10 protein-coding genes are annotated in these 15,236 nt (G+C 36.8%); 4 read left to right on the top strand and 6 right to left on the bottom strand.

What is annotated here, in order from left to right; translation table 11 throughout:
• Window positions 1-108: 108 nt before the first annotated feature.
• The 6 genes from IPP32_08435 to IPP32_08410 all read right to left on the bottom strand — a co-directional run bounded on the left by IPP32_08435 (window position 109) and on the right by IPP32_08410 (window position 7,514).
• On the bottom strand, window positions 109-1,119 hold the full coding sequence (locus tag IPP32_08435) for a T9SS type A sorting domain-containing protein (protein ID MBL0048105.1): 1,011 nt from the start codon (window positions 1,117-1,119) through the stop codon (window positions 109-111).
• A gap of 205 nt (window positions 1,120-1,324) precedes the next feature.
• Entirely contained in the window at window positions 1,325-3,964 is a 2,640-nt protein-coding gene (locus IPP32_08430; protein MBL0048104.1) for a hypothetical protein, read from the bottom strand.
• A gap of 63 nt (window positions 3,965-4,027) precedes the next feature.
• The gene (locus IPP32_08425; GenBank protein MBL0048103.1) at window positions 4,028-4,480 is read right to left on the bottom strand and encodes a T9SS type A sorting domain-containing protein; all 453 of its coding nucleotides are present in this window, start codon (window positions 4,478-4,480) and stop codon (window positions 4,028-4,030) included.
• Window positions 4,461-5,756, bottom strand: a complete 1,296-nt coding sequence (locus IPP32_08420; protein ID MBL0048102.1) for a hypothetical protein — start codon at window positions 5,754-5,756, stop codon at window positions 4,461-4,463. Before IPP32_08420 ends, IPP32_08425 begins: the two co-directional genes overlap by 20 nt.
• Window positions 5,757-5,868: 112 nt before the next feature.
• Window positions 5,869-7,107 (bottom strand): SBBP repeat-containing protein, encoded by a 1,239-nt coding sequence (locus IPP32_08415; GenBank protein MBL0048101.1) that lies wholly within the window; start codon window positions 7,105-7,107, stop codon window positions 5,869-5,871.
• The gene (locus tag IPP32_08410; protein MBL0048100.1) at window positions 7,035-7,514 is read right to left on the bottom strand and encodes a hypothetical protein; all 480 of its coding nucleotides are present in this window, start codon (window positions 7,512-7,514) and stop codon (window positions 7,035-7,037) included. Before IPP32_08410 ends, IPP32_08415 begins: the two co-directional genes overlap by 73 nt.
• A gap of 1,402 nt (window positions 7,515-8,916) precedes the next feature.
• Here IPP32_08410 and IPP32_08405 point away from each other — a divergent pair.
• The 4 genes from IPP32_08405 (at window position 8,917) to IPP32_08390 (ending at window position 15,231) form a co-directional block, all read left to right on the top strand.
• Window positions 8,917-9,774, top strand: coding sequence for a BACON domain-containing protein (locus IPP32_08405; GenBank protein MBL0048099.1), 858 nt, complete (start codon window positions 8,917-8,919; stop codon window positions 9,772-9,774).
• Between the two features lie 261 nt (window positions 9,775-10,035).
• Window positions 10,036-11,280: an AraC family transcriptional regulator gene (locus IPP32_08400; protein MBL0048098.1), complete on the top strand. Its 1,245-nt coding sequence runs from the start codon at window positions 10,036-10,038 to the stop codon at window positions 11,278-11,280.
• 67 nt (window positions 11,281-11,347) lie between these two features.
• Window positions 11,348-13,147 carry a VCBS repeat-containing protein gene (locus IPP32_08395; protein ID MBL0048097.1) on the top strand — a complete coding sequence of 600 codons (1,800 nt, stop codon included), beginning with the start codon at window positions 11,348-11,350 and terminating at the stop codon, window positions 13,145-13,147.
• Window positions 13,148-13,347: 200 nt separating this feature from the next.
• Complete coding sequence (locus IPP32_08390) at window positions 13,348-15,231, top strand: M14 family metallopeptidase (GenBank protein MBL0048096.1); 1,884 nt, start codon at window positions 13,348-13,350, stop codon at window positions 15,229-15,231.
• Window positions 15,232-15,236: the final 5 nt, after the last annotated feature.

The following is a 15,236-nucleotide window of genomic DNA, read 5'->3' as shown; positions in this document are numbered from 1 at the left end:
ACAAAAGGCTATTATTGCTTTTCTGAAAACCTTAACAGATACTGCTTTTCTCAATAACAAAAAGTTCAGTTACACTTATATTAAATAAAAATCCAAAATCATAAACCTTTATTCTAAAATCACTTTCTTAATAATTAATGATGCAGTTGAGGTCAATTTTAAAAAATAAATTCCTTTTGGAAATTGGCTAATATCTATCGCCTTCGTAGTAAAGTTTACTAATTCTTCCATATAAATTAGTTGTCCGCTAGCATTTGTTATTTCTAAATGTGATTTGCCAGTTAGGATAGTTGTTGAAGAAATTTTTAATTCCTCACTTGCTGGATTAGGTGAGATATTTATGACCGCTACATCTGGAGTTTTACGAATTGAATTACCCAAATCAATGGTAATGATATAATCTTCAGTTTCGCCGGTTATATAATTAATACAAGCTGAATTTGCTGTTAATGTACCTGAAATATTTTCTATCGATCTGATGCGCATACCGGTTTTTCCTGTCGGTATTCCTTGAGGAATGGTTAAATTAGTAGAACTAGGAACACTTGCAGTTGAAGAATTTGTAATTTGTTTCCACTCGGAAGATTCAAATATTCCATTTTGATTATAATCAATCCATACTGCTAAAGAATTATTGTAAGAAGTTGTTACACTTAAAGAATAAGTGTTTCCGGTAAGAAGTGTAGCTGTGCTATTCCCATAAGGCGGAAAAGCATTTATCGAACTGCCATTTGTAACCGCACATATTGGGTTGCTATTGTTTAAGGAAGTACCTGAAATTGTTACGTTTGTAAGATTGCTCCGTGACCAACTTGATCCGCATAATGCGCCACCTAAATTAGCACTGCAATAGCACAAAGCAGTATCTGTAGCCAATATTTTAACACTTGTAGAACTAACCGTTTGAGCGTTGCAACTTACCTGACATCGATAATACATCGGACCAGAGAAATTAACATTATAATACGGGTAGTTTGCACCCTGAATAATCGACCAAGTTGTATTATTAGTTGAATTTTCCCACTGATAGCTTTGTCCAAACCCAAACCGAATTTCCCGCCCGCAAATAAAGTGAAGTAAGCGCACCCGAACACAAAGTTGAATCCAATGCCAAGTCAAACCCCCAGTTGGTGGTCAACACAAGGATTGCCGCTTACAATGTTAACGGTGTAATCTTCGGTCTCGCCGAAGAAGTAACTACCACAAGGGCTTTGCAAAGCAGAACCTGAACCGGTCAATTTAATCCGCATCCGTTTGGGACCAAGCGCTGAGGTGTAGGGTATAAAAATATTTGAAAAAAGTTTTCCTTGGTTAGCTATTGTGGTTAATCCAATTGGAAAGTTCTCATCAAATGAATTAAAATTACCATCTTCATTAAAATCAATATAAAGTGTTGTGCATAACTCTGAAAAAGTGTAATACTGTTATTGATTTGAATTATGCGGATTGTGTAGTTTTGACCTTGAATGAGGTTCGTTGCAGGTAGGTTGGTAAAGTCAGTATATGAATTGTTTGCGGTTGAATTATTAAAGGTACTTGTATCCGTTCCATTTTGAAGTGTGGAAATACTTACATACCCAATATCATTGTACAAAACGTAGTTTGCATTTGATTGACAATAGCATGGATTAATTGTATCCATTGAGATGGACTGAACAGTGGAGTAAGTAAGTTGTCCATTGCATAAAATACTGCACCTGTAATAAGCTCCCACATTAATTGTGTCGGAATAACTTTCTGAATTAGCACCCAAAATAGACGCCCAATTAATGTTATTTGAAGAGCTTTGCCATTGGTAAATTTGTCCGCTGCCTGTTGAATTTCCTTGAAGAGTGAAAAACACAAGTGTCCCTGGGCAAACAATAGAATCACTTGCAAGGATTGATCCTCCGGTTGGGGAAGTGCAGGGAGGTATATTTGGGACAATATTTACTGTGTAATCTTCCGTTTCTCCATAGTTGTATGTTCCACAAGGTGATGGGCTAATTGATCCATATTGACGTAAAACAATTCTCATTCGTGTGTTACCCAACAAGGCTGTGGCAGGTATTGTTATTGCCTTAGTAAGGCGATTACCACCCGGGCCGGAGTTTGTTTGCCCAATGTCAATCATTTCATCCGAATTATTAAAGAAGCCGTCTTGGTTGTAATCGATATACACCTTAGCATAGCAGGCAATAAAGAAAGAGGTTTTGTTAATTTGAATCAGGTCTATAATGTGAGAGGAGTTTCTGGGTAAATTAGGAGCGGGCAAAGTAGTAAAATCACTGTACATTTTGGTGGACGTTGGGTTATTCCTTGCTGTGGTGTCAGTACCATTTATAAGAGAACCTAACGAAAAATAACCTATATCCGAATCAGTATTAAACTGCGCAGTGGAATTGCAATAATTACACTGTGTAATGGGATTCAATGCAATATGCTTGGATGATGAGTATGCAGAATCGGAATTGCAAATTAAAAGGCATCTATAGTACATCGAACTGAAAATGGAATCAGAATAGCTCGCGAGGGTTGCTCCCGGTTTGCTTATCCAATTGATACCATCGCTTGAAAATTGCCACTGAAAAGTTTGTCCGATTCCTATTGAATTACCTTGTAAATAGAAACTAACAACACTTCCAGCGCATGCATAACTTTCGGTAGCATTTGTTATTCCCCCTATTGGTGGTGAGATACAGGGTGAGGGTCCTTGTATATTTATAAGATAATCCTCCGTTTCACCATTATTATAAGTGCCACAAGGATTTTGAGGAGATGGACCTCCCTCTTTTAAAATAATTCTCATACCGGTAATCCCAGTAAGTGCTGTTGCAGGAATCGTAATAAATCCACTAACTGTTTCACCCCCAGGCGCAAATGTAGACCCTATGTGAAATCGCTCAGTGGTTGTATTATAAACAGTATCGTGGTTGAAATCTATATACGCGTAAATATCGCTAACACTATAATTACTAGAACCACTAATTTGATTTACGCGCATTGTATAAGAAGCTGAAACCATAACATCTGCAGGTGGCAGATAAGTATAATCACTATACGTTTTATTAGCCGTAGGATTATTGTATTTAGATGTGTCTGTTCCATTCTGCAAATTAGAAAAGCGGACATATCCAATGTCAGTGCGAATTGATGATGTTGCATTAGATAAACAATAACAAAGATTATTGGGTTTTACCCATACAAAAACGGGTGCTGTTGTATCCGACACACCGCTGCAGGTTACAATACACCGGTAATAACTTGCAGCAAGAACTGTTTGAACTAAAACCGTATCGACTGCACCTGCAATGTTACTCCAATTCAGTGAAGCCGGTGAAACTTGCCATTGATAAGTTAGTCCATACCCATGATCGTTTGATTTTAGTTTGAATGTATCGACGGTACCTTGACAAAGAGCACTTAATGTTGGTAGAACTTGACCAGCATTGGGAGGTGAGGTGCATAGAGGTCCTGTAATAGTTAACGTATAGTCTTCCGTTTCACCAGTCGCAAAATGAGTACATGCAGAACTAGAATTATTAGGATTTCCATAAGCCCTACTTCTAATTCTCATTTTAGTTTTGCCAATATAAATTCCATATGGTACGGTAAAATTTACTGTTAAAACTAATCCTGGTGCACAGCCATTTGCTATTTGTTTCCATTCAGATGCGTCAAAAACATAATTATGATTGTAATCAATCCAAAATGAAATAATGCTATTAGATGTACTAACAACTTTTAAAGTATATGTTTGGCCCCATGTAACTGTAGCAGTAGTTGTTCCGCTTGCAGGAAAATTGCTATATGAATCTGAACCGGTAGTTAGCGTGCAACCATTATTATAATTAACTAAGGTGGTTCCCGCAATTTCAACGCCACTAAGTATATCATTTGTAAAGCAATATCCTCCCCCTAAGCTAAAAACACAATACTGTGCGCGCGCAGTTTGACTAAGGATGAGTGTAAAAAAAGAAAGCAATGAAATAAAAAACGGAATGAATGTTTTTTGTAGCTCATATTTAAATTGGGAATAACCATCTTACTATTGCTTCACTAATTTTATGACAGAATTATAATTATCAGAAATGATTTTAAGAATGTATATTCCATTTGGTCCCTCTAATTGTGCTCTCAATTTGGAAGTATTAACAAATTTTAATTTGTTAACTTCTTGACCGGTCAGCGTAAAAATTCTAATCTCTGCAGCTGAAACTGCATCTCCTAAATCGATATTAATTTCTCCGCTTGTAGGATTGGGATAGGCACTTAACTCATTTTGGGATAACCTTACAGGAATTGAAAGTGGAGCTGAACCATATTTTGCAAAATAATAATTTGTATATAAAGGAATACTCAAAGTTAAAGATTGATTTGGATCTGGATTAAAATCTAAAATGCCTGCATAACTACCAGTGGTGTATAAATTTCCGTTGTTGTCAGCTTTTATTCTATTGCCAAAATCTCTGGCATTACTACTAAGTTTGAATGCCCACATAAAATTCCCCACTTGAATCATATTTTGAAATATAGGAATCGCCTAAATTGGATGTATCAGCAGACATCATATAATTAACAGGCCCAAAATCAAAATCAGCTGTACCCATGAAATTACCTGTCACGTATAGGTTACTATTAGAGTCATAACTGATATCATAGCAATTCTCGGTAAAAAGACTTCCGGTAGAATTACTTCCAATTAGATTTGCAGATATATAATTTCCACTGGAATCAAATTTGCAAATAAGGCCGTCATATGATTGCGCAATTAAGTTAGCTATTCCCGGTCCGGGGTCAAAGTCGCAGGTTCCGGTTAAAAATCCAGCCATTGCGATAGTTCCATATTGATCAGTAGTCAATCTGCGTAAATTTTTTGGATTTGTTGATCCAATTTGTTTCAGCCAGCGAAAAGCACCATTAGAATTAATCTTACACACAAAAATATCGTAAATACCGGTTGCATAGGAAATTAGGGTGGATGAGTCAAATACTGTTGTGTCACTGAAAGTTCCTGTAACATTGAGCATATTATCAGGGCTTATTGAAATTGCTCGTGCATAACTATGTAAACTTGAAGGCAATTGTTTCACCCAAACGAAATTTCCGTTCGAATCCAGTTTTAAAATATATGCTTGTTGTGTTTTTAATGTATTGAAAGAATAAATACCAGGCCCCGGATCAAAATCTACAATTCCACCGGTATAGCCAACAGAATAGATATTGTTGTTGCTATCCAGCGCACATGAAAAAATTTTATCATCAAATGCGTTTCCAATTTTTTTAGCCCATAAAAAGCTTCCATTGCTTGAGAATTTAGTGATAAAAATATCTGTATAACTATATGAACCTTGGGTAACGGTAGGCGCACTAATCATTTGAAATATACCCACACCAGGATCAAAATCCACAGTATCACTAAATGTTCCTGTAAAGAAAATATTTCCTGAATTATCAATTTTTGCATCAGTAATTTCTTCTGTTAAACGTGAACCAAATTTCCGAGCATAAATTAAATTGCCAGTAGGAGTATATTTTGCAAAAAAAGCATCTAATTTACCCGATGATGTAAGATTGGTAACGCCTGAAGGAGATAGGTTAAAATCAACGGTGCCTTCAAAATTTCCGGCAATAAGTACATTGCCATTTTCATCTATTTCTATGCAATTTACGTAAGCATTTAGGTTATAAGCCCACTGCAGTGATTGTGCCTTTGCAGTATTGCTAATAAATCCTAACCAAATTAAAAGAATGAAAAGAATAATTTTTTTTAGCATGGATTAGAAATTAATGTGATAGCTTCTTGAGGAGAATATCATCTTCTATTGGTTTTTAATATTCAAATCATGAAAAAATTACTCTTTGATTATTTTTAGTGTATTGCTCGATTCAGGGCAAATAATTTTCACAAAATACATTCCAAGATTCTCCAGGAATAATCGCTTTTAGACGAGATGCATCAATATATTTTGTCCTGCTGATTTCCTTTCCTAGCATATCGTGAATTATTATTTCTAGGAATGAATAGTGTTGCCCCAAATTAATCTCAAATGCACCTTTTGTTGGATTGGGATATAATGTTGCATTCAAACCAGAAATGTTTTCGGATATACCTATACCGAATACTCCATATTTTGCGATAAAGATATCAGAATATCCAGCTGATGTTAATAGGGAAGAGGCCGGAGAATCAAAATTAGCAGTAACTTCATAACTTCCTGCTGTGTAACAATTCCCTCCAGCATCAACTGTAATACTGTAACACTTTTCTGTGCCTGTACCACCTATTCTTTTAGCACCGAGAAAATTACCCAAAGAATCTAGTTTAAGAACAAATGCGTCATCATTTCCAGCAGTAGTTAAATTAAAAACTGCGGGACCCGGATCAAAATCAGCACTCCCCTGCAAAAGGCCACAAACAAAGATATTTGCTGAGGCATCTAGTGCAATACTATAACCATCTAAATTATTATTCCCTTCAACATTTTTGGCCCATTTGAAAATGCCGTTATTATCCAATTTCAAAATAAAAGCATTGCTGGCACTACCAGCGGGTGTTAGATTAAAAATAGCGGGTCCCGGGTCAAAATCAACTTGGTTGTTGAATCTACCGGAAATGTAAATATTATCCTGTGCATCACAAGACAATGATTCTGCATAATCATTTAAGTTTCCACCAATAGTTCTGACCCATAAAAAGCTACCGCTTGAATTTAATTTCAAAATATAGGCATCCACATGTCCTCCTGTACCTACTGAACCTATTTTGGTTACTCCCAAGCCTGGATCAAAATCGGTGCTATCATTAAATGAACCACATATCAGCGGATTTTGGGCTACGTCTAATTTAATATCTAAGCATCCTGAAAGTGCAGATGGAGTTGGTGAAACCAATTGCTTGGCCCATATAAAATTACCGGCTGAATCGAGTTTACTAATATACCCGTTTGATCCGCTTCCTGGAACAGTTAAATTGTAAACAAGCAGTGGGTCGGGATTAAAATCAACACCTTTAAAAGATCCGACAGTGTAGATATTGCCCGAATTGTCTACAGTTATACTACCGCAAGCGCCATTGTATGAGTCAGAAATATACCTGGCCCAAATAAAATTTCCTGCGGTATCCAATTTATTAAAGGCATAGTTCCATCGGTTAATGTATATACTCCAGGTCCCGGATCATAATCTACAACTGAGTTGTAAGTAGCATATCCGAAAATATACACATTGTTGAATGCATCCAGTGTAATTCCTCTTCCTGCTGCATTAGTCCCAGTCAAATTACCTCCAATGCTCTTTGCCCATACAAAATTTCCGGCAGGGTCTAATTTTAAAATAAACATATCAGTACCTATCGATGTAAGATTATAAACTCCCGGACCAGGATCGAAATCTGTAGTTCCTCTAAAAGAACCTGTTGAATAAGTGTTGCCATACGCATCTGACTCAATTTCGTAACATGATTCAGGGGTTGGCGTTAATAGTGCTTTTGCCCAATTAAATATTTGGGCATTTAGATTTGAGGAGTTAAACACGAATAAATTACGTTTGATAAAATTTCCTCTATCATAAACTTTATTTTAAATTTTCTACTTCATTAAATCTTGAGATGGTGTCTTCCTTCATTTTTGTTGGCTTTGTGTCGACCCATTTCAGAAATATTCACTCACAAAACTCTGTTCTTCAAAGGTATCAAATCAAAATATGCAAGCAAGAATTAAAACTCCCATCAAAAAAAACAACTTGCCCCTTTTAACACTGAAATATTCCAGCCAATAACTCAGGTGACAACCAAAGTTTAAAAGAATTTATTAGTTCCACCTAACAGGCTCTATAATGATTTAACCCTAAAAATAAATCTTGAAATAGTGTTGAAACTAGGGTTGGACATTTAATTGCATATGGAGCTGTCTAAAGTATTTCATTGGGAAATATTTTCTTCTTCATAATTATTTGCGGAGGGATATCATCCCCGCTTCGGAATTGAATCTGTTGTTTTCAAAACAAGATTACGAATTGCACCATCTTCAATGCTTTGCTTTAATTTTTTCTAACTGAATAAGAATTAAACAAAAAATAGATAGCTTCGTATTCGGCACCTTAGGTTGCAAATTTTTTAGTTCATTTCACGATGTGAAAAAATTGCTCTAGGGGGGTTAAACATAGCTTAAACATTTTGCGGTTTATCTACTTTTCTAAAAAAGTCTAAAAAAAGTCTTATCATTGTTTTTCAGACAGTTAACTGTTTTAGAAACCAGTAGAAACCATTAGAAACCGCATTCCTCTAGCTTCATAACCCTGAGGTCACGGGTTCAACTCCCGTCTCCGCTACGAAAGTTAAAGCCTCCTCTGGGGGCTTTTTTGTTTTCTATTGGGTTAGGTTCAAAACTTATCAGTCTTCTATTTCGTTTGCTTATCCTCCAATTGCACTTTTGTTCTCTTCTCCTTCTCGCGCAAATCTGCGCAAACAATTATACGGTAGGTAAGGGATATATTGATATTGAGCTTCTTGAATAGAATAATATAATCGTTGGAAAAAGAACTATTTAAACGCACAAGTCACAGACTTGCGAGAGAAACAGAATCTTCCAAGGATGATTAGAAGCTAATTTATGTGAGAAAAAATACCTTCATCTGTTATAATATCACTCATTAATCTCCCAGTAAATTGCACTAGTGCTTCTCCTTCTCTTCATGATTTCATTGTAAATTGATAATTACTAATTTGATTATCAAACTTCTCTAATTCATTATAAATAATTCTAAAATTAACCATATGTCTTGATGAATTATTGCTATCAATTTGTTTGAGAATATCATAGTGGCTATTTTGAATTTATTTAAATATATTTGAATCGATATAAAAGTGGATTCTCACTACCAATAGTAAAAAGGAGGGCGATACCGAAAAGCCAAACGAGTAGGACATTTAAAATCATGAAAAAAATAAGTCTACTATTTATAGTTACTATGTTGTTCACGGGTATCGTGCTCAACAGTTGTAAGAAAAAAGATGATGCCACAGAAGAAGAAATAACAATGACAGAAGGCTGGAATCCTACCAGCGTTGTAGTTCCTAGTACCGCCGGCACCTATGTGGCTACACTGAACCTTGTAGGTGATTGGTCAGCGTTTCAAAATACAGGGTCTTCCTGGTGTTCTATTTCGCAAATGTCCGGTTCTGGACAAACCGAAATAACGATTACATATAAAGAAAACCTGGGAGCAGGACGAACTGCTGAAGCTATTGCCTTTAACAGCGCTGGTACCATGTTTACTATAAAGGTTATTCAAGATGCCTCACCCTATTTGTGTAGTGGTAAACCCGGAGTGAATAGTTACTTCCCGCTTGCAATGGGCAACAAATGGTTGTACGATTTTCACGGAACTCTATTAACTTGGGAAGTAACCTCTACCCAAACGACGGGCGGATTTACTTATTACATTATTACTCGGCAACAGATTTCCGGTAGCTCAACCCTAAAATTGAGAGTTGCCGCCAATGGTGATGTTTACCAAAACACAGCCAGTGGTGATATGCTGCTTGTTCCGGGTAACACAATTGCAGGTGCGGATATTGGACCTGACCCATCATTAACGGGTTTAATCCCACATCGGATTGTTAATTCAACCAACTGGACTTTATCACCTCCCAATCTATGCACATGGGATGATGTATTGTATATCGAAAAAATCGGACAAACCGGTGGTGTAGTTAGCCGTATTTATTTCAAGAAAGGGCTTGGTATGGTTGCCGATATTGATTTTGATTTAAAGGGCGTTAAACTGAATTAGTTGGAATAAGCTTTTCTATTTCATTTCGAAATGACAAAGGCACGGAATCATCCGTGCCTTTTTTTTATACACAACTCAGCGCCCCTTTTGCACTTGACTTCGGACTTGTGCGTTATTGTAATTAAATCTTTCTATTGCTAATGAAATCAAGCATTCAATCCAAAAAATAACCCCCTTACCTAAATAAAAAAAGGTCACACTTTATAAGCAATTACCTTTAAGAAACTCAAAATTGATTAATTTGTCGTCAAAACCCTTACTATGAGTTTACCCATCCTGTTGTTTTATGGCTTTTCTTTTATTGGAATTGTGCATGCTTTGCTCTTTTCATTTTTGGCCATAAAAAATAAGAACATTCCCAATTTAATCCTCTCACTCTTTTTGCTGGCGCAATCTTTAATAATTTTGGAGTATGTTTTCTTTTGGACGGGCTTATATCTTGTTCATCCCTATTTGTGTAACATCAGTTTGCCATTACTTTTAAGTTTTGGCCCTTTATTGCTTATGTATATTGACTTTGCTTTTTTTGAACCGAAAAAAGCCTTTGTTTATGTCTTGCATTTTTTACCCGCAATACTTGTTTTTATTTTAATGTTGCCTTACTACTTCAGTTCAGCTGATGCCAAGCTATATCACAGTAAAAACATACCCTTTTTTGTATTGGACTTACTCTATGTATCCTATTTTATTTTTGTTCACATGGCCTGCTATTGCATCTACCTAGTGCTAAAAATAAGGTCCGAAAAAAGAGTTGCCTACCTTAAAAAATGGATGTTTATTATACTCAGCTTATTTGGCTTTTATATTGCTTGCTATTTAGCCTATTACATTCTTGTAAGGTTACCTTGGTTTAATTTAACTACCGATTACTTTGTATCGTTGGGAATGTGCGCCAGCATTGTAGCACTTATTTATTTTGCATTTGCCCGAAACGCAATTTTTGAAGGTAAGCGTATCCCCGAAGCCATCCAATTAAAAAACATTTATTTTCAATACCAATCAAGCGTCAAGGAAATTAAGCCAGCTACCTTAAAAGCTAGCCCTATCCTTTATGAGTATTCCACATCTGCAGTTAGGCGCAATCCTTCACCTTCCCAATCGATAGAAATTGAAAAAAATTCAATCAAATACAAAAATTCCGGGTTAACCGAACAATTAGTTGAAGAGCTGGCAAGTGCCTTAGAACACTTAATGAAAACTGAAAAACTGTATGTCGAAAGTGAATTAAAATTAGAGACCCTTGCCGCCAAACTTGGTATTACCAAACATGCGCTTTCGCAAGTGATTAACCAAACTTTTGAAGTGAGCTTTTTCGAATACATCAATCTACACCGCATTCAGGAAGCAAAAAAATTATTATCCGCTAAAGAAAAAGCGCATCTAACCATAATAGAAATTGCATATGAAGTTGGCTATAATACAAAGAACACTTTTAATTCAGCCTTTCTGCGAATTGTAGGAATGACTCCCAGCGAATTCAGAGCGCAACATAAACAAGAAAAATAGTCTTACATTATCGGGAATGACTATGCACAGCTGAAGAGTGTATTGTTTTGTAAAAAAAAACAATACTATGAAATCAAAATTGATCCTGCTCTTCATTATCGCCACCGCGTTTTGCCGCAAGAATGCCACAGCGCAAATTTTTTCGAAGGTAACTTCAGCCACAAATCCTATTGTTTCGGATCCCGCTCAAAGTTTTTACAACGGTGCCAGTTGGATAGATTTTAATGCCGATGGCTTACTTGATTTATTTGTAGTTCGCGGTGGACTATACCAAAATGTGGGCAATGGAAATTTTACAAAAAATACCGGTAGTGGAATTGGCCTAAGTACCGGAATAGGTAATACCTGGGCCGATGTGGACAATGATGGAGATATTGATTGTTTGCTTTCGGGCGGAAATGCAGGTGGAACAAGGTTGTTTTTAAATAATGGCAATGGAACATTTGCCGAAAATACAAGCGGTGTATTTACTAATCCGCTTAAGCTCAGAGGCTGGGGCTCTGCTTTTGGCGATTATAATAACGACGGTTGGGTAGATTTATTTATTGCAGCTCCATTTGGGTTTGCCCAGATAAGCGATTCATGCAAGTTTTTGGTGAATAATGGAAATGGAAATTTTGCACGTATAGATACATCTGCATTAACCGATACACTTGATGCATACACAGTACCCACGTGGAGCGATTACGATAATGATGGAGATGTAGATTTATTTATCGGTTCAGGAAGAGTGAATGGAAGCCTGTCAAAAGACTATCTTTTTGACAATAAACTCACTTCCGGGAACCCCGGCTATTTCAGTAGAAATAACACTAGCCCACTAGGTACTGATGTGCATGACGGACAAGTTTGGAATTGGATTGACTTTGATAACGATGGTGACCTGGATGGATTTCTTACCAATTATCAAGGCACAGGAACTGTTGGATATTTAAACGAAATGTATAGAAATGACAGCGCTTCCTTTACCAAACTAAGCGTTGCTGATGTTGGTGCAATAGCAGGCGACATAGGTGTTTCACTTGCCAGCACTTGGGGAGATTTTGATAACGACGGCGATTTGGATTGCATTGTAACAAATGAGTTAAATCAAAAAAATACTTTCTATAAAAGCAATATACGTCAAGGAAGCACAGTATTTACAAAGATTACTAATGAGCCATTTGGACTTGCGAATGGAAATCATTGGTGCGCTACAACAGGTGATTATGATAACGATGGTGATTTAGATTTGTTTATTTCCGGTGCAAGCGATAAAGGATTGTATTTAAATTCTACCACTCAAACTGATTTTATAAATATTAAACTCGTTGGAATTAATTCCAACAAATCAGCCATTGGAGCAAAGGTGCGTGTTAAAGCAAGAGGCTTTTGGCAACTGCGTGAAATTTCGGCGCAGAATACATTTAACGGCATGAACATGCTGAATGCACATTTTGGATTTGGCAACACCGGACCGCTGGCCTTGTATATTGATTCCATATTAATCGAATGGCCTTCCGGAAATACGGATATTTGCACGAATATTTTTGCCAATACTTTTTATTTAGCCACCGAAGGTCAATGCCTCATTCCTATTGGGCTTGAAAAAATAAATTCAGGGCCTGCTGGATTTCAATTTGTATCACTGTATCCGAATCCAGTTAAAGAGCTGCTAACAGTAAACTATATCGCATCGAACGAATCAAGTACTGAAATCAATATTCTTGACGCTAGCTCTAAGCTAGTTTTGAGCAAGCCCATCCTCAATGGGAAAAAAGGGGACAATAGTGTAATCTTTGATGTGAAAAATTTAGCCCGTGGCGTGTATACCCTTCAACTTAAAAATCAATTTCAAACTTCAAGCGCAAAATTTATGAAAGAATAGTGGTCGGACCGCTTGTCGTCCGACCACTAAAATGCAATTAAAATAGGTACTCAATCCCAAAATAATCGTCCCTTTTTCACGTCATTCTCTGTCGAGAACCTTGCTATTTTTAATATAGTGGTCGGACCACTAGTCGTCCGACCACTATATTAAAGAGAATTGTAATTTAGTCCAAAATAAAATCAAAACTAATTGCTCGCATGAAAAAAAATATTTTTTTTCTATTTCTTTTAAGCGCCCTAAAGGTGTTTGCACAAACTAATACTTCCTACCATTTAAAACTATCTACCACTGCCTCACTCCCACCTCCATTGGAATGGAAAGGAAAAAGCGAAACCTTAATTGCCGACGCTGCAAATCCTTGGATTACTACTTGCGAAAAATCCGATTTTAAAAAAACTCCTTCCTATGCTGAAACCATGGCTTGGTTTAAAAAACTAGCCGATGCATCTCCACTGATTAGCATGCAATCGATTGGTAAAAGTGTGGAAGGAAGGGATATTTTTATGCTGATTGCTTCCGCCGATAAAAATACCAGTGCTGTTGATTTAAAGAGTTCTTCTAAACCACTACTGTTCGTGCAAGCCGGAATACACGCCGGCGAAATTGATGGTAAGGATGCAGGGATGATGCTCTTTCGCGACATTGCATTTGGCGGAAAACAAAGCCTCTTAGACAAAGTAAATTTTTTATTTATTCCCATTTTAAATGTGGATGGACACGAGCGAAGCTCAGCATATAATCGCCCCAATCAAAGAGGCCCTGAAAGCATGGGATATCGCACCAATGCACAAAACCTAAATTTAAATCGAGATTATACTAAACTCGACACCAAAGAAATTCGTGCGGTAATACAGGTAATAAATGAATACAATCCTTTGTTGTATATGGATATTCACGTAACCGATGGCGCCGATTATCAATACGACATTACCTATGGTTGTGCCGGAAAACAAGGATATTCCCCTGCTATCTCCAATTGGGTATTGTCCACTTACACGCCTGCTGTTAACGCAGGATTAAAGGCAATGGGACATGTACCCGGACCATTTATTAACGGCATGGAATGGAACGATCTTTCGGGTGGAATTGTGGATGTTTTGTATGGTCCAAATTTCTCGACTAATTATGGAGATTTAAGACATTTACCCACATTACTTGTCGAGAATCATTCTTTAAAACCCTACAAACAAAGGGTCTTAGGAACATACGTTTTGCTTGAAAACACTTTAAAAGTTTTAGCACAAAATAGTCAAACCCTTCTCGAAAACAAAAAATTAGATGAGGCAATTCGAATTAATAAAATTCCTGTTGAATGGAAAGTTCCTCAGCAATTGCCTGTTGATGCAAAACTAAATTCGGATGCAACACCTCACTACCTCGCCGCGGATAGCTTTAATTTACAAGGTGTCTCCTACCAAAAAAAGAAATCTGAAATTACCGGTGCAGAATACATAGAATGGACCGGCAAAGCGGTGAATTCAAAAATTGCTTTTTATGAAGGTACTGAAATTGTAAACAGCATTAATTGTGCAAAGCGCTATTGGGTCCCGGCTGCATGCGTTGATGTTATTGAACGTTTAAAATTACATGGCATTAAGATGGAATTAATAAATACGCCAAAAGAAGTTGCAGTTGAAATGTACCGCATGAGTAATCCGCAGTTTTTAAATTCCGATGGACAAGTGCTTCCCTTTGAAGGTCGTATGTTGGTGAATGCAACAACAACAATTGAAAAACGGAATCAAGTGTTTCCTACCGGATCCGCTTGCATTTCAACTGATCAATCGCTGGGTGAACTTGCGGCTTTGCTGCTCGAACCAAACGCTCCGAATTCCCTTTTCAGATGGGGATTTTTTATGTCCATTTTTCACCGCACCGAATATATTGAAGCCTATGTTATGGAGCCGCTCATTAAAAAAATGTTGGATGAATCCGTTGAGCTGAAAAAAGAATTTGAAGCGAAGAAAAGTTCAGATGCAAACTTTGCTAAAAATCAAACTGCCATTTATGAATGGTTTTATAGTAAGAGCAAGTATTATGATGAGCGGTATTTGTTGTATCCGGTGGGGAGAGAAAATTAGAAAAT

The organism is Bacteroidota bacterium, from assembly GCA_016721765.1.
Classification (GTDB): Bacteria; Bacteroidota; Bacteroidia; order UBA4408; family UBA4408; genus UBA4408.
This window is presented reverse-complemented; position numbering and strand designations above follow the sequence as displayed.